At 42.3% G+C, this 24,203-nt stretch carries 27 protein-coding genes; 23 read left to right on the top strand and 4 right to left on the bottom strand.

The genetic code is table 11. From position 1 onward, the window contains the following. The first annotated feature begins 24 nt into the window (after nucleotides 1-24). From J2S23_RS00255 to J2S23_RS00235, 5 genes are all read left to right on the top strand, one after another. The gene (locus tag J2S23_RS00255; protein ID WP_307120760.1) at nucleotides 25-1,275 is read left to right on the top strand and encodes a hypothetical protein; all 1,251 of its coding nucleotides are present in this window, start codon (nucleotides 25-27) and stop codon (nucleotides 1,273-1,275) included. Between the two features lie 95 nt (nucleotides 1,276-1,370). Continuing rightward, nucleotides 1,371-2,603 carry a DNA cytosine methyltransferase gene (locus J2S23_RS00250; RefSeq protein ID WP_307120759.1) on the top strand — a complete coding sequence of 411 codons (1,233 nt, stop codon included), beginning with the start codon at nucleotides 1,371-1,373 and terminating at the stop codon, nucleotides 2,601-2,603. A 69-nt stretch (nucleotides 2,604-2,672) separates the two neighbouring features. Continuing rightward, on the top strand, nucleotides 2,673-4,256 hold the full coding sequence (locus J2S23_RS00245) for a hypothetical protein (RefSeq protein WP_307120758.1): 1,584 nt from the start codon (nucleotides 2,673-2,675) through the stop codon (nucleotides 4,254-4,256). Nucleotides 4,257-4,264: 8 nt separating this feature from the next. Further along, nucleotides 4,265-4,432: a hypothetical protein gene (locus J2S23_RS00240; protein WP_307120757.1), complete on the top strand. Its 168-nt coding sequence runs from the start codon at nucleotides 4,265-4,267 to the stop codon at nucleotides 4,430-4,432. Nucleotides 4,433-4,812: 380 nt separating this feature from the next. Continuing rightward, nucleotides 4,813-5,913: a plasmid pRiA4b ORF-3 family protein gene (locus J2S23_RS00235; protein WP_307120756.1), complete on the top strand. Its 1,101-nt coding sequence runs from the start codon at nucleotides 4,813-4,815 to the stop codon at nucleotides 5,911-5,913. A gap of 69 nt (nucleotides 5,914-5,982) precedes the next feature. On the opposite strand, the gene J2S23_RS00230 is transcribed toward J2S23_RS00235, so the two are convergent. Together J2S23_RS00230 and J2S23_RS00225 are read right to left on the bottom strand one after the other, a co-directional pair. Next, the gene (locus tag J2S23_RS00230; RefSeq protein ID WP_307120755.1) at nucleotides 5,983-6,831 is read right to left on the bottom strand and encodes a metallophosphoesterase family protein; all 849 of its coding nucleotides are present in this window, start codon (nucleotides 6,829-6,831) and stop codon (nucleotides 5,983-5,985) included. Between the two features lie 11 nt (nucleotides 6,832-6,842). After that, nucleotides 6,843-7,712: an RluA family pseudouridine synthase gene (locus J2S23_RS00225; protein ID WP_307120754.1), complete on the bottom strand. Its 870-nt coding sequence runs from the start codon at nucleotides 7,710-7,712 to the stop codon at nucleotides 6,843-6,845. 187 nt (nucleotides 7,713-7,899) lie between these two features. Between J2S23_RS00225 and J2S23_RS00220 the strand changes: the two genes are divergently transcribed. Further along, on the top strand, nucleotides 7,900-9,192 hold the full coding sequence (locus J2S23_RS00220; RefSeq protein ID WP_307120753.1) for an adenylosuccinate synthase: 1,293 nt from the start codon (nucleotides 7,900-7,902) through the stop codon (nucleotides 9,190-9,192). Nucleotides 9,193-9,307: 115 nt separating this feature from the next. Here J2S23_RS00220 and J2S23_RS00215 read toward each other — a convergent pair whose 3' ends face one another. Further along, nucleotides 9,308-10,684 (bottom strand): NAD-dependent succinate-semialdehyde dehydrogenase, encoded by a 1,377-nt coding sequence (locus J2S23_RS00215; RefSeq protein ID WP_307120752.1) that lies wholly within the window; start codon nucleotides 10,682-10,684, stop codon nucleotides 9,308-9,310. Nucleotides 10,685-10,937: 253 nt separating this feature from the next. Between J2S23_RS00215 and J2S23_RS00210 the strand changes: the two genes are divergently transcribed. The 11 genes from J2S23_RS00210 to J2S23_RS00160 all read left to right on the top strand — a co-directional run bounded on the left by J2S23_RS00210 (nucleotide 10,938) and on the right by J2S23_RS00160 (nucleotide 18,760). Next, entirely contained in the window at nucleotides 10,938-11,366 is a 429-nt protein-coding gene (locus tag J2S23_RS00210) for a hypothetical protein (RefSeq protein ID WP_307120751.1), read from the top strand. A 94-nt stretch (nucleotides 11,367-11,460) separates the two neighbouring features. Next, the gene (locus tag J2S23_RS00205) at nucleotides 11,461-12,516 is read left to right on the top strand and encodes an MmcQ/YjbR family DNA-binding protein (protein ID WP_307120750.1); all 1,056 of its coding nucleotides are present in this window, start codon (nucleotides 11,461-11,463) and stop codon (nucleotides 12,514-12,516) included. A 26-nt stretch (nucleotides 12,517-12,542) separates the two neighbouring features. Next, on the top strand, nucleotides 12,543-13,082 hold the full coding sequence (gene rsmD / locus J2S23_RS00200; RefSeq protein ID WP_307120749.1) for a 16S rRNA (guanine(966)-N(2))-methyltransferase RsmD: 540 nt from the start codon (nucleotides 12,543-12,545) through the stop codon (nucleotides 13,080-13,082). Between the two features lie 13 nt (nucleotides 13,083-13,095). Next, nucleotides 13,096-13,389, top strand: a complete 294-nt coding sequence (locus tag J2S23_RS00195) for a hypothetical protein (protein ID WP_307120748.1) — start codon at nucleotides 13,096-13,098, stop codon at nucleotides 13,387-13,389. Nucleotides 13,390-13,397: 8 nt separating this feature from the next. Continuing rightward, nucleotides 13,398-13,667 carry a hypothetical protein gene (locus J2S23_RS00190; RefSeq protein ID WP_307120747.1) on the top strand — a complete coding sequence of 90 codons (270 nt, stop codon included), beginning with the start codon at nucleotides 13,398-13,400 and terminating at the stop codon, nucleotides 13,665-13,667. A 25-nt stretch (nucleotides 13,668-13,692) separates the two neighbouring features. Beyond that, the gene (coaD, locus tag J2S23_RS00185; RefSeq protein WP_307120746.1) at nucleotides 13,693-14,187 is read left to right on the top strand and encodes a pantetheine-phosphate adenylyltransferase; all 495 of its coding nucleotides are present in this window, start codon (nucleotides 13,693-13,695) and stop codon (nucleotides 14,185-14,187) included. A gap of 25 nt (nucleotides 14,188-14,212) precedes the next feature. Further along, nucleotides 14,213-15,223, top strand: coding sequence for a SepM family pheromone-processing serine protease (locus tag J2S23_RS00180; RefSeq protein WP_307120902.1), 1,011 nt, complete (start codon nucleotides 14,213-14,215; stop codon nucleotides 15,221-15,223). Nucleotides 15,224-15,473: 250 nt separating this feature from the next. Then, nucleotides 15,474-15,893 carry a nucleoside-diphosphate kinase gene (gene ndk / locus J2S23_RS00175; RefSeq protein WP_307120745.1) on the top strand — a complete coding sequence of 140 codons (420 nt, stop codon included), beginning with the start codon at nucleotides 15,474-15,476 and terminating at the stop codon, nucleotides 15,891-15,893. Nucleotides 15,894-16,340: 447 nt separating this feature from the next. Further along, nucleotides 16,341-17,054, top strand: coding sequence for a YutD family protein (locus J2S23_RS00170; RefSeq protein ID WP_307120744.1), 714 nt, complete (start codon nucleotides 16,341-16,343; stop codon nucleotides 17,052-17,054). Between the two features lie 78 nt (nucleotides 17,055-17,132). Next, a complete protein-coding gene (gene rlmN, locus J2S23_RS00165; protein ID WP_307120743.1) occupies nucleotides 17,133-18,212 on the top strand; it encodes a dual-specificity RNA methyltransferase RlmN in 1,080 nt (359 codons plus the stop codon). Further along, a complete protein-coding gene (locus J2S23_RS00160; RefSeq protein ID WP_307120742.1) occupies nucleotides 18,212-18,760 on the top strand; it encodes a VanZ family protein in 549 nt (182 codons plus the stop codon). Before rlmN ends, J2S23_RS00160 begins: the two co-directional genes overlap by 1 nt. Here J2S23_RS00160 and J2S23_RS00155 read toward each other — a convergent pair. After that, the gene (locus J2S23_RS00155) at nucleotides 18,737-19,390 is read right to left on the bottom strand and encodes a prepilin peptidase (RefSeq protein WP_307120741.1); all 654 of its coding nucleotides are present in this window, start codon (nucleotides 19,388-19,390) and stop codon (nucleotides 18,737-18,739) included. The genes J2S23_RS00160 and J2S23_RS00155 overlap by 24 nt on opposite strands. Before the next feature lie 120 nt (nucleotides 19,391-19,510). Here J2S23_RS00155 and J2S23_RS00150 point away from each other — a divergent pair, with 120 nt between their 5' ends. The 6 genes from J2S23_RS00150 to J2S23_RS00125 all read left to right on the top strand — a co-directional run bounded on the left by J2S23_RS00150 (nucleotide 19,511) and on the right by J2S23_RS00125 (nucleotide 24,066). Further along, complete coding sequence (locus J2S23_RS00150) at nucleotides 19,511-20,014, top strand: Dps family protein (protein ID WP_307120740.1); 504 nt, start codon at nucleotides 19,511-19,513, stop codon at nucleotides 20,012-20,014. A 191-nt stretch (nucleotides 20,015-20,205) separates the two neighbouring features. Next, nucleotides 20,206-20,955, top strand: a complete 750-nt coding sequence (locus J2S23_RS00145) for a metallophosphoesterase (protein ID WP_307120739.1) — start codon at nucleotides 20,206-20,208, stop codon at nucleotides 20,953-20,955. Between the two features lie 210 nt (nucleotides 20,956-21,165). After that, nucleotides 21,166-21,390 (top strand): YqgQ family protein, encoded by a 225-nt coding sequence (locus J2S23_RS00140; protein ID WP_307120738.1) that lies wholly within the window; start codon nucleotides 21,166-21,168, stop codon nucleotides 21,388-21,390. Beyond that, nucleotides 21,383-21,775, top strand: coding sequence for a rhodanese-like domain-containing protein (locus J2S23_RS00135; protein ID WP_307120737.1), 393 nt, complete (start codon nucleotides 21,383-21,385; stop codon nucleotides 21,773-21,775). Before J2S23_RS00140 ends, J2S23_RS00135 begins: the two co-directional genes overlap by 8 nt. 151 nt (nucleotides 21,776-21,926) lie before the next feature. After that, nucleotides 21,927-23,768 (top strand): translational GTPase TypA, encoded by a 1,842-nt coding sequence (gene typA / locus J2S23_RS00130; protein ID WP_307120736.1) that lies wholly within the window; start codon nucleotides 21,927-21,929, stop codon nucleotides 23,766-23,768. Between the two features lie 25 nt (nucleotides 23,769-23,793). Beyond that, complete coding sequence (locus J2S23_RS00125; RefSeq protein ID WP_307120735.1) at nucleotides 23,794-24,066, top strand: DUF3165 family protein; 273 nt, start codon at nucleotides 23,794-23,796, stop codon at nucleotides 24,064-24,066. Nucleotides 24,067-24,203 lie beyond the last annotated feature (137 nt).

Below are 24,203 nucleotides of genomic sequence, written 5' to 3'. Positions count from 1 at the left end.
CTTAAAATAGATAAGGGTTAAATTATGGAAAGTAACCTAGTTTCTTTAACAACTATAAAGACTAGCATTGAAGAGTTACAGAATTATTCAGGTTTGTTAGGTAAAAAAGAATTGCAAAAGATTGCGAAATTAAATGATGAACTTAATGACATGAGCGAACAGTATATTACATTTACCAAAAACTTTTCTGATTTAGGGTGGTGTGTGTACGAAAGTCTGGATTATAATCTAGTAAAAAAAGTTAATAGAGAGTTCTTGAATAGCGATATTGAAAGTGCTGAGCGGATTTTACTTGACTATTTTAAAAATGATGCAAAAGAAATAGTTCACTGGATTAAAAAAAGTTCTAAAGAATTTTCTGATAGAGCAGATTTATTACAAGTTTTTTTTGAGAACCATTTTCAAGGTAATTATATTTCAAGTGTTCCATTAGGATTATTAATAATTGATGGAGCAGTTAATGATTATACAAAACGTAAAGGTTTTTTTGCCGAAGGTACAGATTTAAGTGCATGGGATTCATTTGTAGGAAGTGATGAGTCCTTGGGAAAGTTGAAAACAATTTTTACAGAGTCTAGAGTAAAAACAAATAAAGAAGAAATTAGACTGCCATATAGAAATGGAATCCTTCACGGGAGAGATTTGAACTATGGAAATGAATACGTATCCTGTAAGTGTGTTGCTTTAATCTTTGCTGTGGCAGATTGGATTAGAATGAAAAATACTGAAATTGACAGGCAAAATGATTTTATGAAATCTCAAATATCTGTTGATATGACTAGTCAGATAAAATCAATAAATCATTTAAAACAATTCGATAGGGAAATCCAAGCCTGGAAAAAGAAAACATTAATAATAGGAAAAGATATTCCTGAAAGTGGACAAAAAGAAGAATATAAAGATTATTCTTATCTTAATCCACTGTTAGAAATGTTTGAGTTTTGGGAAAAAAGAAATTTTGGTAAACTTTCGAATTGTTTGAAAGAAACCGATATTAAGCCACAATCTAGAGATAAAAGAGCCGGAAAGTTACGGAAAATCTTTGAAAATAAGAACTTTAAGTCATTTAGATTTATATTGATAGAAGAAAAAACATATGCTAGAACTGAGGTTACTGTAAAAGTTGGTTGGGAAGAATGTGGTTATCTTAGAGAAGAAGTCTTGAGATTCAATTGTGTATATAATAGTATTGAAAAAGATAACAAATTTGCCGCTCCGTGGAGAAATAATGGTGAGTGGACACTTATACCACTTGATATTGAAAAAATTTTTTAGTAGTTATTCGTATTATTGAAAATTATCCATATATATTTTTTACGTTTAACATGTTATACTAGTTTAGTTATAAAATATAGAAAGCAGGTGCTTACATGACAAATTCTGTAAGTTCTCCACAGGCTGAGAAGTATGCGATAGCAGCATTTTTCTCGGGTGTTGGTGGAATTGAGTTGGGCTTTGAGCAGACCAACGAGTTCAGAGTGGTGTATGCCAACGAGTTTGATAAGTATGCGAGAATGACTTATCAGTTGAATTACCCCGATACATTTTTGGATGGGCGTGATATTCACGCGGTTGAGGCAGAGGAGATACCTTCTGAAACAGTCGATGTGATTGTTGGTGGTTTCCCTTGCCAGGCCTTTTCGATAGCGGGTTACCGTAAGGGATTTGAAGACGATCGGGGGGATTTGTTCTTTGAATTGCTTCGCATGATTGAAGCCAAGCGACCAAAGGCTATTTTTGTGGAAAACGTGAAAAACATGGTTTCTCATGATCACGGAAATACCTTTAAAGTCATTCGTGAGGCTTTGACGGAGAACAATTATTTCATCAAGTGGAAAGTGCTAAACGGTAAAGACTACGGTAATATTCCTCAAAATCGTGAGCGGATTTACATTGTTGGTTTTGATAACAAGGAAGCTTATGACCTCTTTGAATTTCCAGAGGAAATCAAGCTAACAACTACTTTACAAGATGTGATTGACTTTGGTGCAGAACCAACGGAAAATTATTATTACCGTGAAGGCAAACAACCTTTCTACGAAGAATTAAAACATGCCATAACGAGCCAAGATACGGTTTATCAATGGCGGAGACAGTATGTCCGTGAGAACAAAAACGGTGTAGTACCGACCCTGACGGCTAATATGGGGACTGGTGGGCATAATGTTCCTCTGATTTTGACAGATCAGGGAGAGATTCGCAAACTCACGCCTAAAGAAACCTTCAATGTTCAAGGTTATCCAAAGACGTTCAAGATTCCTGAGAATGTTTCAAATGGGCAACTTTATAAGCAAGCTGGGAATAGCGTTGTAGTGCCTGTGATTAAGCGGATTGCGGCCAACATCGCGACAGCGTTGAATCAAGCAACCGCCCCGTCAGCAGTAGATCGGACTGGAGATATTGCTATTATCTATACAAAGATGAATGGCCAATTTGAAGGGCAGTCCTATGTGAGAGACTTTGTTGATACTTATGAGCAAGCCCTTGAAACAATGGAGGCCTACCAAGATGGTTTAGGAATCTTATCAGATGAGGACTATCTCAGATTGGTTAAAAAAGGTGGTCATTTAGAGTTTTATAGCATTGCTTTTACGAATAAATAAGTATTAGAGGGATTAGTGAAAAACTAATCTCTTTTTGGTATACTAAAGAAGATAAAGTGAGGTAACGTTATGTGGGAAAATCTGAAAACGGAGCAGAAGGAAAAATATCGGACCCTGATTACGAATTTTGCCAGTTTGAGTGAAGCTTTTTCTCAAAAAGCAGAGTTGGAAGATGAGAAAGAGGGATCAAACTATGTGGCTCCGATAGTAAACTCCAAGTTTCAAGAGACTGTTTTCCAGAAGGCTTTTCATGCAGTTGCAGAAGATATCGCCAATACTTCTTATGATGCGTCTGTTGTTGTAGATGATAACCACAAGTACCTTGTAGGGATTAAATCTTTTGGGATCAATTCTGGTGATCAGAAAGTTGCTCAGTTCAAGAAAGATTCTCAGTCATGGACGGACATTCTCAATGCCATTAAGTTCTATGCGGATATTGCTCCTGATAAGGAAACCGCTGATCGTGAGAACAAGGACCGTTATAAAGACTTGGCTGTTCGAATTGCCTTGCTTCGAAATCAATGCATTGCGTCTTCTAAGGCTCAAATCAAAGGGTTTAAGTCAGATGATGTGTCGGTTGATTCGGTGTACCATGTTCTTATGCCAACGGCTAAAGGACAGTCACCTCAGATTTTTGTAGGAGAGACTTCCTATCTGCCAATTGAGATTGATAAGCTCGAAGTTCTAGGCTCTACAAGTCATAAAACACCGACCAATTTCCGCTTTACAGATGGGAATCATACCTATAAGTACACAGCAGCGGATAGTCAGCTTCACATGACCTTCAATAACAAAGAAATTGTTGTGGACCAATGGGATGTCAACTATATTGAGGATCCGTTTTCAGTTTTTGAACAGTTGCATTTATTAACAGGAACAAAAAAAGAATCGGAAATTCTTGAAACAGTTTCATGGGTCATCACAGACAAGCATGGGCATGTGGAAGAAAGTTCGGGTTTTAATGCTTTTGATGGTGGCTCAAAATTAGCAAAGAAAGACCGCATTGCTCGCATTGAAAAGATTCAAGACCACTTTAAAGATGAGTTGTCGTCTGAAGAGAGAGCCTATGTCACGGAAGCTCTTGAAGCGATTTTGTTGAAAAAATGGACGACTAAAGAAGAAAAAGTAGAAATGAAGGCACGTCGTTCGGAACTACTTGCTTTTGCGAAGTCATCTGGCGTGAAAAACCTAACCAAAGAAATCGAGAAATTGGTCTTTCGACCAGTTAGTGAAGTCTACATTCCATTGCCAGATTCTAAAAATTTCCACGAACAGAATCCTCATTTCTTTGGTGTCAATATTGGAACCTTTGAAAAAGGAAGCAAAAAATTGGCTCTACCAAAGGAGAATCGCACCTTTGATTTGAAATTCTTGTCTTCTGGTGACGTGATCAAGGCCTATATCAATCAAGAAACGGGCAAGGCGATTCAATCAACGGAAAAGCAGGATATTCTAGGAGAATGGATTTTGCGTGGGGTTTTCCAGTTGGAAGAACGTGAAGTCTTGACGGGCAAAAAGTTAGAAGAACTGCAGATCAACGGTATTCGCCTGAGCAAATTTAAAGATGGTGTTATAGGGATTGAATTTATTTGGATTGATGTTGACAATCCCCCGAAAGATGCGATTGGTTGGGTGACGAAGAATAAAGGTTAGGAGAAGATATGTCTAGAGAGATATTTTTTAATTTGCCAGATGAGTTAGATGAAAAATTAACATTGTGGGCAAATTTCCATAATATCAATAAATCTGAATTTATTGTACAGGTTTTATCTGAGAAATTAGAGGCTCTTTATGCAATACAAGATGCAGACAGATCTTTGCAAGAATGATTAGATGATGATCGAGCTAATTTGTTTCTACTTATAGTTGGTATCAATGAAGCAAGAGGTATAGGGGTGATTTTCGCAAAAACTCTTAAGTTTTCTTCAAGTTTTCTTTCAGGTTGCCTTAAGAAAGTAGCGCTATACTATGATCATCCTAGAAATAGGACTCCTAAATTTTTTCTTTTTTCCTAAAGGAATCCGTACCCGTCAACTTGCTTTGCTTCGTACGGTTACGTATCATATCTCCGAAAATGAGTCCGGCCGTGTGGCTGGGCTTGTTTTTTTGTGAGGCTAGCTGGTTTAAATGATGATTGTTGTATAAAATACTATAAAGATAATTGAACAATCAGATAATCTGGTATAATTAAAACAAGGAGGACTAAGTGATGGAAATTGCCTTAACTCAGAAACTTAAAAAAAGATTGCCCAATGTGATACTTGATTCAGGAGAGGACCTGGATCCGTTTTATAAATGGACGATCAATGTGACGAATGTGTTTGAAGATGGAGAGGATGATCTTTTGGTTATGACTAATCAAGAGACACGATTTCCTGTTTTAATCTACAATATCGATGAGTTTGAACTCGAAGAAATGCCCCAAGAAGAGTTCATAAGGTTCTTGATGGATAAATTACGGGAAAGTTTAAAGCAATACGGCTATAGTAACAAAGCTATCGAAGCATATTGCGATCAGGCGGGAGCAGTCACTTTTACTAAAAATAGCCAAGCGAAACAAACCTCATGGAACACGAACACCGCTTTAAAAGCTTCTCTTTATATTGGTGATGAGGTGAATAGCGAGCGGCTTGTGGAGGAAGAGCCAAATCAAGTATTATCCTATCTTTTACGGAATTTCCCGTTTAAGATTGGCGATGACTACCACACACCAAATGAAAGTATGTCTGATAGATTGGAAGCATTGACAGAAGAATCGGTCTATGAGCAAGAGGCATTTGAACTGAGGGTATCTCTGAATTTGGAAACTTTTACCATTGTTAGACAGATAATGCTATCAGCTTCGGTTAGTTTTCTAGAGTTGCATAAAGTGATTCAGAAATTAATGCGATGGCAAGATTATCATTTGTATCTGTTTGAACTAGAGAAAAATGGCAGTGTTGAGAAATTCTATCCGTTTGAGGATGAACTGTGGGATGGTAAACTAGCCAGGGATTACCGCTTAGAATCCTTCTTAGAGGTTGGGAATAAGTTTTCTTATACCTATGATTTTGGAAACAATTGGGAATTTGACATAGAAGTACTATCCTTTCAACCGAACTTCCAAAAGGAATTACCATATGTCATTAAGACTAAGGGAAATGCTCCTTCCGAGGATGCGTCTTTTGATGATTCCTACTTCAAAATTCTGGAGGTTTTAAGCGATCCTGAACATCCTGAATATGATGCCGTCAACACGATCTTTGGTAAGGTATTTTATGAAGAGCGTGAAGTTGACTTGCCACTATCAAAAACGAATATTTTTTGGTGATTTATACACTATACACCAGTACCAAAAAGAACCAGAGAATTACTGAATGAGTTTTCTGGTTCTTTTCTGTTAGTTTTTTCTCCCCTCCCCAAAATACTGCATGACGTCTTGGTAGTAACCACGGTCTTGGTTGATTTGAGTAAGGAGAGGTTTGTCGTGGGTATGGGCGATGCCGTCTTTCATGATCTCGGTGTAGAGGTCTAGGTAGGGAAGGTGGGCTTCGCGGGCTCGCTCGAGCTCAAGGTCTAGGTCAAAGCTGACTTTTTTAAAGAGAACTTGACTGACACCCTGTTCATCAATCTCAAGGATGGCGTACTGGGCGCGGAGGTCCTTTCTGAGCTTGTCCCAGGGGTAGTAGGGCTGTCCGATAGAGCCTGGATTGATGACCAACTGGCCTTTGCTGGCATAGCGCTGGGTCTGGACATGGATGTGGCCATAGATGGCGATGTCCGCGGAGCTATCTATAAAGAGGTCATCTAGGCGTTCAGCCGGTGCATCGTAGACCAATTCGCGCCCGTAATTTTTTTGGGGCAAATGATGGCTGACACTGATGGTTAAGCCATTGATGGTACGGGTTTCCTGCAAGGGAAGCTCTCGTAGCGTAGCAATTTCCCTATCAGAAAGATGAGGATGAAGGTACTGGCTGAGTTTGGCAAGATAGATATCTGTTGGATTATTTGGGTCAAAGCGGTTGTCTAGGGACTCTAGGAAACAATCTTCCCAGTTCCCTCGAACTTGAAGAGAGATGGGGATGGTATCGAGAAGAGCGATCAAATCGCGCGTGCCGGGACCAGGCATAAAAATATCGCCGAGAAGCCAGTAGCCGGTAATCTCTTGATTTTTAAGGTCTTCTAAAACGGCCTCTAAGGCTGTGCGATTGCCGTGGATGTCCGAGAGTAGGGCGATACGGTGTTTCATAGGGTCTCCAATCAGGATAGGCTGTCTAAATAGCGGTCAAAGCTCGCTGACGTAGCAGTGACCGTTAGTGTTTCAAGGGTAAAGGGGTGTTGGAAGCTCAAGGTCTTAGCATGGAGCATGAGACGAGGGGCTTTCTGAGGATGATAGAGGGGGTCGCCAATCAGGGGATGGCCGTGATGGCTCAGGTGGACCCGAATCTGGTGGGTCCGTCCGGTCTTGAGTTGACAGTTAACCAAACTATTTCGCCCGTGATGGCTTTGGAGTGTGACATGGGTTTCAGCGGTTTGCCCTTTTCGGTTATCAACTAGTCGCTTGCGCCGATCGTGGCGATCGCGTCCGATCTTATCGGTAATGACCCACTGGTCTTTGGCAATCTTTCCCTGACAGAGCGCTAGATAGGTTCTGGAAATCTTGCGGTCTTCTAGGAGTCTATTTAAGATAGGCAGGACAAAGGGATTCTTGGCAAAAAGCACTGCGCCACTAGTCTCCATATCCAGACGATGCACGACATAGCAAGTCGCACCGACTTCAGTAGAGACATGGTTTAACAGAGCGATTTCAGTAGGTTCATTGCCATGTGTTTTCATGCCTTCTGGCTTATTGACGATGACCAAGTGCTCGTCCTCGTAGAGGACCTCGATTACTCCTTTTTGCCCAGCAGGCAGACTTTTCTTTGGGTAATCATCTTGATCAAAGGTTAGGCTTAGCAGGTCACCGGGGCGGATGGTTGACTGCCAATTGATCAACTCGCCGTTGACCTGCACGTGTTTTTTTGTCCGCAAAAAATGCCTGATTTTCCGTGGAATCAGGAAATAATCTTCTAACACTTCTTTGACGGTCATCTCAGGAAAGGCTTGGGGTATGGTAATTGTGTACTGCATGACCCTATTTTAACATAAAAAGGGAAAAAGAGGAGCTTGCAATAAACGAACGTTACGGGTCTTATCTTGAAAAAAAACAGCAAATTCTGTATAATAGGAAGGTATGAGCAAAACTCGCAGGTGAGATTCCTGCCATGTTTGATCAAGAAAGGATGGGAGTGGCTCGCCGCTTCCAAAAGTAGAGGATATGACATCAGTTGTTGTTGTTGGAACCCAGTGGGGTGATGAAGGTAAGGGTAAGATTACGGATTTCCTATCTGCCAATGCCGAGGTGATTGCGCGTTATCAGGGTGGTGACAATGCCGGCCATACCATCGTTATCGATGGCTTTAAATACAAGTTGCACTTGATTCCTTCAGGGATTTTCTTCCCCGAAAAAATCTCGGTGATCGGAAACGGGATGGTGGTTAACCCTAAATCTCTCGTTAAAGAATTGGCTTACTTGCATGAAAACGGCGTGACAACGGATAACCTCAGAATTTCAGACCGTGCCCATGTCATCTTGCCTTACCACATCAAGTTGGACCAGTTGCAAGAAGACGCTAAAGGGGACAACAAGATCGGAACAACCATCAAGGGAATTGGCCCAGCCTATATGGACAAGGCTGCGCGTGTAGGTATTCGTATCGCAGATCTCTTGGACCGTGAGATTTTTGCGGAGCGCCTCAAGATTAACCTTGCGGATAAAAACCGCCAGTTCACCAAACTTTACGATTCTGATGAAATCAGCTTTGATGAGATTTTTGAAGAGTACTATGACTACGGTCAGCAAATTAAAAAATACGTGACGGATACCTCTGTAATCCTTAACGACGCCCTTGACCAGGGCAAACGGGTCCTTTTTGAAGGGGCACAAGGGGTGATGTTGGATATCGATCAAGGAACTTACCCTTATGTAACGTCCTCTAACCCGGTCGCTGGCGGGGTAACCATCGGTTCTGGTGTCGGCCCAAGCAAGATCGATAAGGTAGTAGGTGTCTGCAAGGCCTATACCAGCCGTGTAGGAGATGGGCCATTCCCTACCGAACTCTTTGATGAAGTAGGCGACCGTATCCGTGAAGTTGGTAAAGAATACGGGACAACCACTGGTCGTCCGCGTCGCGTCGGCTGGTTTGACTCTGTTGTCATGCGCCATAGCCGCCGTGTATCAGGGATTACCAACCTCTGCCTTAACTCGATCGACGTTCTATCAGGTCTTGATACAGTTAAGATCTGTGTGGCCTATGACCTTGATGGTGAGCGTATTGATTACTACCCAGCAAGTCTTGAAACCCTCAAACGTTGCCAGCCAATCTACGAGGAAATGCCAGGATGGTCTGAAGACATCACAGGCGCTCGCAGTTTGGACGATCTACCAGAAAATGCCCGCAACTATGTACGCCGTGTCAGTGAGTTGACCGGTATTCGTATCTCGACCTTCTCCGTTGGTCCAGGTCGTGAGCAGACCAACATCCTTGAGTCTGTTTGGTCTAGTAAATAAGACTGGCTCAAGATAATGGCTATTAGCCATGGGCTTCACTATATTGTAAGTTAGCAACATGACATCATCAAAAAAGCCTTCTGACATCCTAATTGTCAGAAGGCTTTTGGTGTGCTTAGGCTTTTTTAGGTGTAAACACCAAGTGTTCATTGATAAAGGTATCAAATCCGAGTTGGCTAAGTTCACGCCCATAGCCTGAATTCTTAATACCACCAAACGGAAGTTCAGGTAGGGATGCCCAACCAGAATTGATGAAGGACATACCGGTTTCAATCTGGGCAGCAACACGCGCAGCATGGTCTGGATCGCTTGAAAAGACTGTTCCACCAAGGCCATAACTTGAATCATTGGCGAGGGCAATAGCCTCTTCTTCTGTGTCGACTTTGTAGACAGAAGCAACCGGACCAAAGATTTCTTGGTTAAAGATTGGGTTATCTTTGGTGATGTCTGTCAGAATGGTTGGCATAACAAAGTTACCAGGATGGTCGATCGGCTCATTGCCATAGACCAGACGAGCACCATTATCAAGAGCTAAGGTAATCTGTTCAAGGACTTCTTCCTTAGCACTTGCTGAAGAGAGCGGTGCTAGTGTCGTATCAGCCTCCATTGGGTCCCCCCATTTAGCAGCCTTAAAGCCTTCAGTTAATAGCTCTAGGAAAGCATCGTAATGCTCAGCCATGACAATAAAGCGTTTTGATGAGGTACAGACTTGTCCAGCATTGTAGAGGCGAACATCTGGAATCACTGCCTTAAGCTCCTCCCAATCGGCATCGTCAAGAATGATAAACGCATCATTACCGCCAAGCTCAAGAGATGATTTTTTCAGGTTTTTACCAGCTTCAGCAGCGATAGAAGCACCACCACGTTCCGAACCGGTCAAGCAGACACCTGAAACGCGTGGGTCAGCAATGACCTTAGAGATTTGATCGTAATCCGCAAAGAGATTTTTATAAGCACCTTCGGCGACTCCAGCTTCAGCCACAAGGTCCTCAAAGGCTTGAGCAGAGCCTGGACAGATTGAAGCGTGTTTTAAAACCATGGGATTACCAATCATAAAGTTCGGCGCAAAGACCCGCATGATTTGATAAAATGGGAAGTTCCAAGGCTCCACCGCTAGGAGGACACCTGTTGCCTGTTTCAGATAGTAGGCTTCACCAGCATCTGTTTCCAGTGGAACAGGCTTCAGGAAGTCTTCAGCCTTATCAGCATAGTAATCAGCGATTGAGGCACAAAGTTCAATTTCACCTTGAGCTTCTGAGAAAAGTTTCCCCATATCTTTGGTCATGACTTCGGCATACTTGTCTCGATCGCGCCTTAGAATGTCAGCAACCTTATGGAGCTGTTCTTTTCGCTCTTGGAGTTTATCGTCTTGACGCCAGGTTTTGTATAACTGGTGACCTATTTCAAGAGCCTTGTCGATGTCTGCATCAGAGCAGTTGTCGTAAGTCTTTAAGACTTCGTTTGTGTAAGGGTAAATGGTTTGGTAGGCCATAACTAATCCTCCTTTTCTCTATTTCTAATAGTGTACCATGTTTTGGTAAGCGTTTTCAAGCACAAACCGTCAAATGGTGCGAAAAATCAATCCTCTTGTCCGAGGGATGAAATGTTAGCCCCTCCTGAAATACCTTTGAAAAAATCAGGATAAGGTCAGGATTTCTGCTAGCTGCCCGGATAATGCGTTTTATCTTGACAAACAGGCTGGCCCAGTGATAGACTTATATCAAAAAGTAAAGAGGGAGATTGAAGTGACTATTAAAAAATCATCGCTTACCCCAATCTTACAATTTATATTCAGTGCTTTCATTTTAATTGTAACCAGTAGCTTTTACCTAAAAACCTACCAAGAAGCGGTTGATGTCCGTAGGCAAGCAGAAGCAGCCAAAGCAGTCGAGGTGCAAGCAGAAACACCTCAAGCAGAAGAAAAAGAGGAGATAGCCAGTGAGCCTGTTGCAGAGGAAGTGGCTGAAGCGGTAGCTGTTGTAGAGCAAGTCCAAGAGGTCGCCCCTGTCTATGTGCAGGAAACGCCTGTTGTCGATTATGTGGCGCCAGTCCCAGCAATCGAGGAAGTTGTGGTTGCTGAAAGCCCCGTTGTTCTTGAACCTGCTCAGGAGGAGCCAGCTGTTGCAGCCGTTGCTGAAGAAACGCTTGAAACAGAAGCCGTTCCTGCTGAATAAGTGACCTAAAGAATAGTATACGTTACAGAAAGTATAAAGAAGCCATCACTCTGGGGGTGACGGCTTCTTTTTTCACAAGAGAGGAGTGTGTTTGATGTCTTTTGAAGCAACATTTTTTGAGAAAAAACAGGTTGATTGGGCACGGTTAGCTGCCTTTGGTTTTGTCAAAGAGGGTGAAAGCTGGGCGTATCGGGAAACATTTTTGGAAAATAGTTTTGAAGCTTATATCCGTGTTTTAGCAGATGGGGAAGTTGTGGGAGAAATCATTGATCTTGATCTGGGAGAACCCTATCTCGCCTATCAGGTGGTAAGTCCTGTTGGCGCCTTTGTCAATCAGGTGAGAGATCAGTATGCTCAGATTTTAGAAAAGATAGCCCAAGCTTGTTTTACAGATCACCTGTTCCGGTCAGACCAAGCCAATCGCCTGGCTCAAGCTATAGTAAAAACTTATGGAGACGTCCCTGATCATCCTTTTCAACGCATTCCAGATGCGGTTGTTTTTCGCAGTCCAGTTAATCAAAAATGGTATGCTCTTTTCATGTCCGTAACACGTGACAAGGTTGACCATGGGAAATCAGGGCGATCAGAACTGGTCGATATTCTAAACATCAAGATAGATGAAAAAGTCCTGCCCAGTCTCCTGGGTCAAGATGGCTACTATCCCAGTTATCACATGAATAAGAAGAGTTGGCTAACCATTATATTAGACAATTCTGTTTCTGATGAAGCCATTCTCGCTTTAGTTGGAAATAGTCGTCACTTGGTTTCGCCAAAAGGCTATCAAGCTAGAGATGGGGAACCAGATTATTGGATCATTCCTGCTAACCTCAACTTATATGATATTGGTCTGGATTTTGCGACCAGTAAGGAGCAAATTTGGCCCCATAAAGGCAACATCAAGGCTGGAGACACGATGGGCATCTACATCACAGCACCGACACGCGCCATGCGATACCTCTGTCAGATCACGGCTATTTTTAAGGAAGGTGGCAAGGACTGGATGAAGGTCTCTTTATTAAAAACGTTAACTGACACAGATTTTCCCATTGGACGCTTGAGTGAGTTGGGCGTAACAACCGTTCGAGGACCAAGGCGGATGACGCCCGATTTAGTAAGGGCTGTTCAGGCTGTTTTGGCAGATGTCAAATAGAATAGGATTGTGCTATAATAAGGGTTATGAGAATTGTATCAGGTTTATATGGTGGTAGACCTCTAAAAACCTTGGATGGCAACACCACTCGCCCAACCTCAGACAAGGTGAGAGGTGCCATTTTTAACATGATAGGGCCTTACTTTGATGGTGGTCGCGTTCTGGACTTGTATGCTGGCAGTGGAGGCTTAGCGATTGAAGCAGTCTCTCGTGGCATGTCAGAGGCTGTCTTAGTTGACAAGGATCGTCGTGCCCAATCCATCATTTCAGAAAATATCAGTATGACCAAGGAACCCCAAAAATTTGATTTGCTTAAGATGAATGATCAGCAGGCCTTAAAGCAACTATCCGGGGCCTTTAACTTGGTGTTTCTTGATCCGCCCTATGCCCAGGAGCAAATTGTTGCTATGGTGACTTTGCTCGATCAACAAGGACTTCTCAGTCCAGACGTCATGGTGGTTTGTGAGACGGATAAGGGCGTTGATTTGCCAGAGGAAATTGGCGCCTTAGGGATATGGAAACAAAAGGTTTATGGGATATCAAAAATAACGGTTTATATTCATTGATGAGGTGTGATTGATGACCAAAGTCTGGCTTTACGTATTGATTGTTAGTGTCATAGTCATCTTGATTTATCTCTTATGGCGCTTGAACCGCTTGGAGAACCTTGTTCGTCACTACAAGCTCAAGAATCAAGAAGGTGTGGGTGCTTGGACGAGAACGCGCAATCCCCTCTTTTTAGTTTTAGCTTTTTTTCAAGGGATATACTGCTTAGCGGATTGGATCAATACGGGGTTTGAGCCCAGTGATGCCTATCGCTTTTTGCTCTTGGTTGGATTGCCTTTATACCTCTATTTTAGAGATGATACTTAGGAGATAGGATGACTGAATTTGTAGATGTTTTGACTTGGGTATTGGTTGTCTTTGCCTACCTTATGATGATTTTTTTAGTAAGAGGGCAGTTAGCAGGGCGTCTTGATAAACCCAAGTGGAAACCAGCTCTGTGGCTTTTTGTTCTCCTGCTCATTTTGCTAGGGGCAGAAATCCTTTTAGAGGGATTTGATCAAAGACCAGTTGGTCGGTTCCTCCTTATTTTAGCAGGGGCGTATTTTTCTGCTAGTCATACCGCTATCAACGAAAATGGCAACTAGTCATCCAGATGAGGAGATAAAAAACATGTCAAAAAAAATTGGATTGTTTACAGGATCGTTTGATCCCATGACTCTGGGGCATTTAGACCTTATCGAGCGAGCTAGTCAGCTCTTTGACGAGTTGCTTGTCGGAATTTTTTATAATCCTCATAAACAGGGCTTGCTTACGCTTGAACAACGGTTAGCCGTGCTCGAAAAAGCCCTGTCTCATCTGGATAATGTTCGGGTGTTGACTGCGGAAAATCAATTGGTGGTTGAAGTTGCAAGAAGAGAAGGGGTGACGCATTTGGTCCGTGGCCTTAGAAATGCGTCGGATTTAGAATATGAGGCCAGTTTTGATTTTTACAATCGAAATCTTGCTCCTGAACTCGAGACGGTTTACCTCTTAGCTAAGCCTGAGTACAAGTATGTTAGCTCAAGCGGTGTTCGTGAATTAATCACCTTTAAGGCCGATTTTTCAGCCTATGTCCCTGACAGTATTGCAGTAGAATTGGAGAAATATCTTGAAACAAAACAATAGCCGACGGAAAGAACGTCACCTCTTGATGAGTTTAGTCTTGTTGTTGGTTGCCTTGCTTGCAGCCTTTATAGTGCCCTTGCCTTATTACATAGAGGCACCTGGTGGCGCTCAGGATGTCAGAACAGTCTTAACAGTAGATGGTGAAACAGACTCGGAAGACGGCTCCTATAATTTCACCTACATTACCATGATGCCTGCTACACTTGCTGGTTTAGTTCATGCTTGGGTCACACCTTTTACGGATATTTATTCCCAGAATGAAGTGACTGGAGGCGCCAGTACAGAGGACTTTACGCGAATTAATAATTTTTATATGGAAACCTCACAAAACATGGCCGAGTATCAAGCCTTGACCTTGGCAGGGGAAGAGATTTCTATGGATTATTTGGGTGTCTATGTCTTGCAAATCATGGAGGATTCAACTTTTCAAGGGATCCTTCATATCGCTGATACGGTAACAAAGGTCAATGGGCAATCCTTTGAATCGTCACAAGACTTGATCGATTATGTTTCTAAACAGGAGTTGGGGGATGATGTGGAAGTGACCTTCCAATCCAATGGCCAAACCTTGACCGAAAAAGGCCAAATCATCAAGTTAGACAATGGCAAAAATGGGATTGGTATAGGCTTGACCGACCATACTCAAGTTGCTAGTTCGCACGATGTCGCCTTTAGCACAGCGGGTATTGGAGGCCCTTCTGCAGGACTGATGTTTACCCTGAGCATTTACACTCAAGTTGCAGACCCTGATTTGCGGTCAGGGCGCCATATCGCTGGTTCTGGAACCATTGAAAAAGAGGGGACAGTTGGCGATATTGGTGGGATTGACAAGAAAGTTGTCTCAGCGGCCAATAGCGGAGCAGAAATCTTTTTTGCCCCAGACAATCCGGTAGATGAAGAAATCCTAAAGACAGACCCATCCGCTAAAAATAACTACCAAACAGCCCTGGAAGCAGCGAAAAAAATAGACACAGACATGGTCATCGTTCCTGTCAAAACAGTTCAAGATGCTATTGATTATTTGGAGAAAGGTTAGCTAGACTGGCGAACTGTCGAAGACATTTAAGACTACCAATAAGCGAATAGTCCGTTACCATCTTCTACAGCTATTGTTTATAGGATTGATACAAAATGAGAGAGCAGGAAGAACTTGACTAAAAAAGTCTTCCTACTCTTTTTTGATACCATTATGAAATGATAGTAGCATGTTAATTCTTTCTGGAAAAACTTCTGAAACATTAAAAATATGGTAAAATAAAGCTAACGCAAGAAACGGAGGAAGTTGCATGCAAGAAACATTGTTTATCATTAAACCAGATGGTGTTAGACGTGGTCTCGTTGGTGAAGTGCTAAGGCGAATTGAGCGTCGAGGCTTTCAATTGACACGGATGGAGTTGCGCCAAGCCAATAAAGATATCTTGGCCCAACACTATGCTGACTTATTAGAAAAACCATTTTACCATCAGATTGAAACCTACATGCTTGAAGGGCCTATAGTAGTTGGCACGTTTTATGGGTCTGATGCCGTTAAAACATGGCGCAAAACGATGGGAGTAACCAACCCGGCTGAGGCTGAGTTGGGAACGATTCGAGCTGATTTTGCGCAAGGTCCAGATTCAAATGGCGATATGCGCAACATGGTTCATGGATCGGACTCTGTTGAATCTGCCCAGAGAGAAATTGCTATTTGGTTTGGCGAAGACTGATTTGACGAGGAACTGTCTTGCAGAAATTCTTTATAGTAATGTCTCTTAGGAAACTAGCTCAAAATACGTGTTCCAATGTTATGATTGTTTTATCTGAATCAGTCTATCCTAAAATAACCTGCTGGATAGACTGGTTTGTTTTTTGATGCCTCTTGCTTGAATATTTCCTTGATGCTCCCACTAATCTATAAAATAATGTATAATAGAGGTATTTAAAAAGTGTTAATATAATCAGAAAAAAGATTGGGAGAATCTTGCACTTTGGAAATGATGAGATAAAAAGTATGGCATGCGGACTGGTAGTTTAGGAGATGATGCAGAGACGTCTCCAGTACCAAGCAATCATTTGATAAAAGAAATAGCCATTTCAAGACTAGGACGATAGTAGGAGCCTAGTCTATTAAAGTGCTAAGCATAGGATGATCCTAATTGTGAGAAAGGAACTGTATGAAACGCGAAATTACGCCGGAAATGTACAATTATAATAAATACCCAGGACCTAAATTTGAACGCCTCATGGACCAAGTTCGGTCAGAAGATATAGCTTTAACCTTGGTTGATAATTATAAGGAAGCTTTTGATCTGACTGCTTTTGAACAGCGATTCACGACTTACATGCTTAAATTTGACTACATTGTCGGTGATTGGGGTAATGAACAACTTCGGTTAAAAGGATTTTATAAGGATGACAACACACAAGACACTGCCCTAAAAATAAGTCGTTTGGAAGATTATCTCTTAGAGTTCTGTAATTACGGGTGTGCTTATTTTGTGCTAGAAAACCCTAATCCTAAAGAGCCTGAGGTAGATGCAGAGGAATTACGGACATCCAGGCAGCAGGATAAGGGACGGCGACGTAGACGTCGCCCAAGACAAAATCAGAATCAAGAAAGAAACGTTGACAATCAAGCTCAACAGGCATCGAAACGCTCAGAACCCCGTCGTCAGACGAAACCATCTAATCGCGTGACGGAAAAAGTGTCCGAACAATCTTCGGAAAACCCTAAACGAAACCGTAAACGCAATAATCGTCCTAAAACAGAAAAAAGACATTTTGATATCAAAAATGACAAATCTTCAAGTCCTAAACAAAAGAGCACTCCAACAACCAAAAAAGAAGTGAGTTCTGGAAAACGGGACTTTGTCATCCGTCAAAAATAGGATGCCACGGGAAAAAGGCATTTTAGCAAGTTTTCATCAAGTGCTTATAGAGTAGATTTTAAAAAAAGGAATGATAAAATGACCCCATCAATTTATGGATTGACCAGAGCCCAATTAAAAGATTGGGTTTTGGAGCAAGGAGAAAAAGCCTTTAGAGCAGACCAAATATGGGACTGGCTCTATACTAAGCGCGTGCAAGGTTTTGAAGAGATGACTAATCTCTCTAAAGAATTGTTAGCAAAATTATCGGAACATTTTGTTCTCAATCCTCTCCAACAACGCATTGTACAAGAGTCTGCCGATGGTACTGTCAAATATCTGTTTGAACTACCAGATGGTATGCTGATTGAGACCGTGTTGATGCGTCAGCACTACGGTTTATCTGTCTGTGTGACAACCCAAGTTGGCTGCAATATTGGTTGTACCTTCTGCGCTTCAGGTCTCATCAAAAAACAGAGGGATTTGACTGCTGGGGAAATCGTTTCTCAGATCATGTTGGTTCAAAAGTATTTCGACGAGCGTGGTCAAGGTGAGCGCGTCAGCCACGTTGTGGTCATGGGAATTGGGGAACCTTTTGATAACTATCAGAATGTCCTCAATTTCCTCAGGACCATTAATGATGATAAGGGACTTGCTATCGGTGCCCGCCATATCACCGTCTCAACCTCTGGCTTAGCCCACAAGATTCGTGAGTTTGCCGATGAAGGCATTCAGGTTAATCTTGCGGTATCGCTTCACGCACCTAATAATGACCTGCGCAGCTCGATTATGCGGATCAATCGTTCCTTCCCACTTGAGAAGTTGTTTGCGGCCATTGATTATTACATCAAAACAACCAACCGTCGGGTGACCTTTGAATACATAATGCTAAACGAAGTTAATGATGGCGTTAAAGAGGCCCAGGAATTGGCTTTGCTCCTTAAGGACATCAAAAAACTCAGCTATGTTAACCTGATTCCCTATAACCCAGTTACTGAGCATGACCAATACAGCCGCAGTCCCAAAGAGCGCGTGATGGCCTTTTACGACACCCTCAAAAAGAATGGGGTCAACTGTGTCATTCGCCAAGAGCACGGAACGGATATCGATGCAGCATGTGGCCAATTACGGTCTAACATTATGAAGCGAGATGCTGCAAAAATCAAGGAGCAGGCTTGATGACACGCTTTCTCACCCCTGACTTTGAGCTAACCCCTAAAGGGCAACGGGTAGCACGTTGGTTAACTGGTATCTATGGTTTTCTGGTCGCCTTGATGTGCTTCTTACCTCAGGATGTCTTTCCTGAGGTAAAAGAAGTCTCAACGCCTGGCATTATGCAGATAGGCAGGCTCTATATCTTACCTGTACCATTCAACAGTCTTGTGAATGCCAACCAAGTGGAGAGTCCACTGGATTATTTCTGGATTCTACTGCAAAATGTGGCCAATATTTTCTTGCTTTTTCCCCTGGTTTTGGGGCTTCTTTTTCTCTTTCCCAAATGGCGGAGCTGGCAGAAAGCCCTTCTCTATAGTTTTTATATCAGCTTAACCATTGAGTGTACTCAGCTGTTAATTGACCTCTTGATTGATGCCAAACGTGTTTTTGAAGTGGACGATCTCTGGACCAATGCACTAGGTGGCTTATTGGCTTATGTGGTGTATATGGGATTAAAAAAAGCCATAAAACGATTTTCTAAAAACGTCTCACCAGACCTTCACGAGCATTAACGCTACATAAGCCAAGCCCATAAAGGGAACAAATGGGATACTGCCTTTTGTTTTTCGAATCGCATAGTAGGCGATGCCTAAGAGACTTGCTAGCTGAAGGAGCCAGAGGAGTTCTTGAACCGAAAAAACGAGGCTAATGCTAGCTAGGACAAGGAAATCGCCTGCTCCCATAGGAAGGTATCCGAATTGTGATAATCCAGCTAACAAGAAGCAAATAAGCGTTGACCACTGCCAAGGAACCAATAAACTGGTTACCACAAAGAAAACCAACCAGACCATCAGCGGATAGGTCTGGTTTTTACTATCGTAAATAGCAAGAACCAGTAGAGTGTAGGAGACAATCAATTCACCCCAGCTCAGGAGATCTAGAAAGGCCAATAAAAAAAGGGAACCACAAGCAATTTCTAACAGCCAATACCAAGACGAAAAGGGTTGCTGGCAAAAACGACAGCGAAAGAGATTAGCTAGCTGTGAGAAGATAGGAACCAAATCACGACAGGCTAATTTGTGTTGGCAGTGATCACAATGACTACTAGGAGTCACAATAGATTGGTCAGGAAAGCGCGTAATGACAAGGCCAAAAAAGGATCCAAAACTCGCTCCCATGAAAAAAAGTAAAATATATCTCATATCTCTTTATTCGTAATGGACCTAAAATTGTGCAACTTTTCTAATCTAGTCACTAATCTTTGCGGAGCTATTTTTAAAGCGTTATAATAAAAGTAACAAAAGAAAGAGAAGGAGACAATTATGACCAATACAAAACCATCTGTTGTATCACTTAATAAGGCGGATACCCTTCAAACGACAAAAGCTGTTTTAAACCAGTCTGTCGCTGATTTATCAAAAGCTCATAGCATTCTCCATCAAATCCATTGGTATATGCGTGGCCAAGGCTTCTTGGTATACCATCCAAGAATGGATGATTACATGGAGGAATTGGACGGATACCTGGATGAATTGAGCGAACGTCTCATAACCTTAGGTGGTGCCCCTTATTCAACGCTTAAGGAGTTTGATGAAGCTTCAAAATTAGTCGAGGTTAAAGGGGACTTTACCCTTTCGATGACAGATCAGTTAACCCGTGTCGTAGACGTTTTCCGCTACTTGGCAGATCACTTCCAAGTTGCGCTTGACGTAACAGACAAAGAGGGTGATGATGTTACGAATGACATCTATGTTGGCGCTAAAGCTAGTCTAGAAAAACACATTTGGATGCTCCAAGCCGAACTTGGAAATGCACCAAAATTGTAATGGATAGCTGTCATTCAGTAGCTTTAGTGGATCTTATAGGGAGCTGGACAATTCTCTAAAAGAATTGTCTAGCTTTTTTTGTTAATGGAGCTGTGGAATATTTTTTAATTTTGCCTTTGTTTCCTAAGTAAGATTTTTTTCTGCAAAAAGATCAGTCCCGTGGTATACTAATGTCAGAACGAGGAGACAATATGAAGGAGAAATGGTTTGTCGTTGGGGATGTCCACGGAGAATTTGATCTGCTAGAAAAGCTACTGAAGCACTGGGATGAAGAAACGGAAGACCTGGTCTTTTTGGGAGACTTGGCAGACCGAGGGCCAAAAAGCAAGGATTGCCTGTTAACTGTCATGGACTTAGTGGCTTCTGGTAGGGCGAAGTGCCTCAAGGGCAACCATGAGGACATGCTTCAAAATTGGTTGGAGGATCCAGAGCAACGGTTTTTAAATTACCTAAGAAATGGTGGCAAGGAAACCATAGATGATTTGCTGTATGAGGGGGCCAGTGAAACCTTATCACCGGTAGAATTAGCGCAGGCCATCTGTCAAACTTATCCAGATTTGGTATCTTTTTTAGAAAGTTTGCCTTATTACAGTGAGAATGACTTTTGTATTGCTGTTCATGCAGGGATTAATTTAGATCTTCCGGATTGGCGTCAAACGAGTGACAGAGATTTTGTATGGATGAGGGAGGAGTTCTACAATCATCCCGCCCGACCTGAAAAATTAGTGGTTTTTGGCCATACCCCAGTTCAATACCTCCATTCTAATGCAGGAGATACTCAGCTATGGTATCAAAATAACCGGCTAAACATTGATGGAGGTGCTGCTTATCAGGGAGCGCTTCATGGAGTTGTTCTTTCTTCTCAGGGCATTGAAGCTGACTATCAGTTATTTCACCCCCAGTATCAATGGCAGGAAAATTTGGACCAAGACACCTTCTAGTCCCTTGTCAGCGTATGGAAGAGCTCATCTCTAGCATTTACTAGATTTTGCAGAATCTCGCAGGTCATGCGGGTTTCCCAATCAGGATCGTAAGTCTATTGTGTTTTTGAGGGCCACAACTTTGGCTTAGATCGATGGCCTGCTTCCCTTTGGTGTGAAAACGAGGAAGAAATTTGATTAAACCTTAAACTTTTGATAAAATAAGGGAACATGAAAACCTTTTACGACGTTCAGCAATTGTTGAAGAGATTTGGGATATTGGTTTATATGGGGAATCGCCTCTACGATATTGAAATGAGTCAGATTGAACTGAAACAAGTCCATGAAAATGGGCTTATTTCAACCCCTGAATATCTTCAAGCAGAGCTAATCCTGCGACAAGAACATCGGAGAGAATTAGCATATATTGACAAGAGAAGGAAGAAAGATGAATAATTGGTTGATTTTAGGCTTAACAGTAGTCATTGTAGCAGCATATATAGGTTACCGCTATTGGCGTTTACGTCAAGCGGCTACACTGCTTGAAAATGATGATTTTAGGCATATGATGCGCAGTGGCCAGCTGATCGATGTGAGAGACCCTTCAGCCTTTAATCGCAAGCATATCTTAGGTGCCCGCAATATTCCTCAAGCTCAGCTCAAAGATAGCCTCAGCGCCCTGCGTAAGGATAAGCCTGTTTTGCTCTATGAAAATCTTCGGGGAGGCCTAGTGACCAATGCGGCTTTCTTGCTCAAAAAAAATGGCTTTAAAGAAATCTACATCCTCAGTTACGGTCTTGAAAACTGGGAAGGAAAAGTGAAAGAAAATAAGGTTGTCTAAGGACGGCCTTTTTCCTTTGACAATAGGAAATCTTCTGGGAATTTTCGTTAAAAATGATGAAAACATTTACAGTAGGGTCTAGTCAGCAATTTGAAAAAGATTGTGCTATACTGAATAGTTGAAAGAATTTTAAATATAATAAAGAGGAAACATGACTAAATTAAGAGAAGATATCCGTAACATTGCTATCATTGCCCACGTTGACCACGGAAAAACAACCTTGGTTGATGAACTATTGAAGCAATCGCAAACGCTTGATGCCCGTACTCACTTGGACGAGCGTGCTATGGACTCAAACGATATCGAAAAAGAGCGTGGGATTACCATCCTTGCGAAAAACACAGCAGTAGCTTATAACGATGTTCGGATCAACATCATGGACACGCCAGGACACGCGGACTTCGGTGGAGAAGTGGAACGTATCATGAAAATGGTTGACGGTGTTGTCCTTGTCGTGGATGCCTACGAAGGAACCATGCCACAAACCCGTTTCGTCCTTAAAAAGGCCTTGGAGCAAGACTTGATTCCAATCGTTGTTGTTAACAAGATTGACAAGCCGTCGGCTCGTCCTGAAGAAGTGGTTGATGAAGTCCTTGAACTTTTCATTGAACTTGGTGCAGATGACGACCAGCTGGAGTTCCCTGTGGTATATGCATCAGCCATCAACGGAACATCGTCTTTATCTGATAATCCTGCTGACCAAGAAGCTACTATGGCGCCAATCTTTGACACCATTATTGAGCATATTCCAGCACCAGTGGATAACTCAGATGAGCCCCTTCAGTTCCAAGTATCCCTTCTTGACTACAATGACTTTGTTGGACGTATCGGTATCGGCCGTGTCTTCCGTGGGACAGTTAAGGTTGGTGACCAAGTGACCTTGTCTAAATTAGACGGTTCAACTAAGAACTTCCGAGTTACTAAACTCTTTGGGTTCTTCGGTCTTGAGCGCCGCGAAATCCAAGAAGCCAAAGCTGGTGACTTGATTGCTGTCTCAGGCATGGAGGATATCTTTGTCGGCGAAACAATCACACCGACTGATGCCGTTGAAGCTTTACCAATTCTTCGCATTGATGAACCAACCCTCCAAATGACTTTCTTGGTCAATAACTCACCATTTGCTGGTCGTGAAGGGAAATGGGTAACCTCCCGTAAGGTAGAAGAACGCCTCTTGGCGGAACTTCAAACGGACGTTTCTCTCCGTGTTGAACCAACAGATTCTCCAGATAAATGGACCGTTTCAGGCCGTGGAGAATTGCACTTGTCTATCCTGATTGAGACCATGCGTCGTGAAGGGTATGAGCTTCAAGTGTCTCGTCCAGAAGTTATCATCAAAGAGATTGATGGCGTCAAATGTGAGCCATTTGAGCGTGTGCAAATCGATACACCTGAGGAATACCAAGGGTCTGTTATCCAATCCCTTTCTGAACGTAAGGGTGACATGCTTGATATGCAAATGGTAGGTAACGGTCAAACCCGCCTTATCTTCCTCGTGCCAGCTCGTGGTTTGATCGGCTACTCAACTGAGTTCTTGTCAATGACCCGTGGCTACGGAATCATGAACCACACCTTTGACCAGTACTTGCCGGTCGTACCAGGTGAAATCGGTGGTCGCCACCGCGGTGCCCTTGTCTCTATCGATGCTGGTAAGGCAACGACATATTCCATCATGCGTATTGAAGAGCGTGGAACGATCTTTGTTAACCCAGGTACTGAGGTTTACGAAGGGATGATCATCGGTGAAAACTCACGAGACAATGACTTGACGGTCAACATCACAACAGCTAAACAGATGACCAACGTCCGTTCAGCAACTAAGGATCAAACCTCTGTTATCAAGACACCACGTATCTTGACGCTTGAGGAATCCCTTGAATTCTTGAATGACGATGAGTATATGGAAGTCACTCCAGAATCCATCCGTTTGCGCAAGCAAATCCTTGATAAGGCTGGGCGCGATAAAGCAAATAAATACAAAAAACAAGCTGACTAAGAAAATCATATAGAAAGGAGCAACTATGTTTTACCTGATTTTAGCCATTTTGCTGGTACTGTTTTATATCTTTGCCGCACCTAAAGCTATTAAAGGGACGCTGAACTTGATGCTCCTTGTGTTTGCAGTGGTCTTAGTCGTGACCTTTGTCATATTAGCCATCATCAGCCTAACACGTTCTACCCTTGAAGTTTGGGTCGGTGGCATAGTTGTCTTTTTAGGATTTTGGGCCATCTGGGATATGGAAAAGATGGTTACAAAAACAAAACCTAAAAATAAAACTGTAAGCAAGCCATGACTCTAAAGCTATAGAGTGAGAGTTGTTACGAAACTGAGATAAATGATATCAACTTTTAATTTAGGTCTTTAACAATTGCTAGCTGAATTCAGATTAGCTATGAACTTGCCAGAGTAAGGGCCTTCAATTAAAACACA

The sequence above is a fragment of the Streptococcus moroccensis genome, from assembly GCF_030812835.1.
Classification (GTDB): domain Bacteria; phylum Bacillota; class Bacilli; order Lactobacillales; family Streptococcaceae; genus Streptococcus; species Streptococcus moroccensis.
This window is presented reverse-complemented; position numbering and strand designations above follow the sequence as displayed.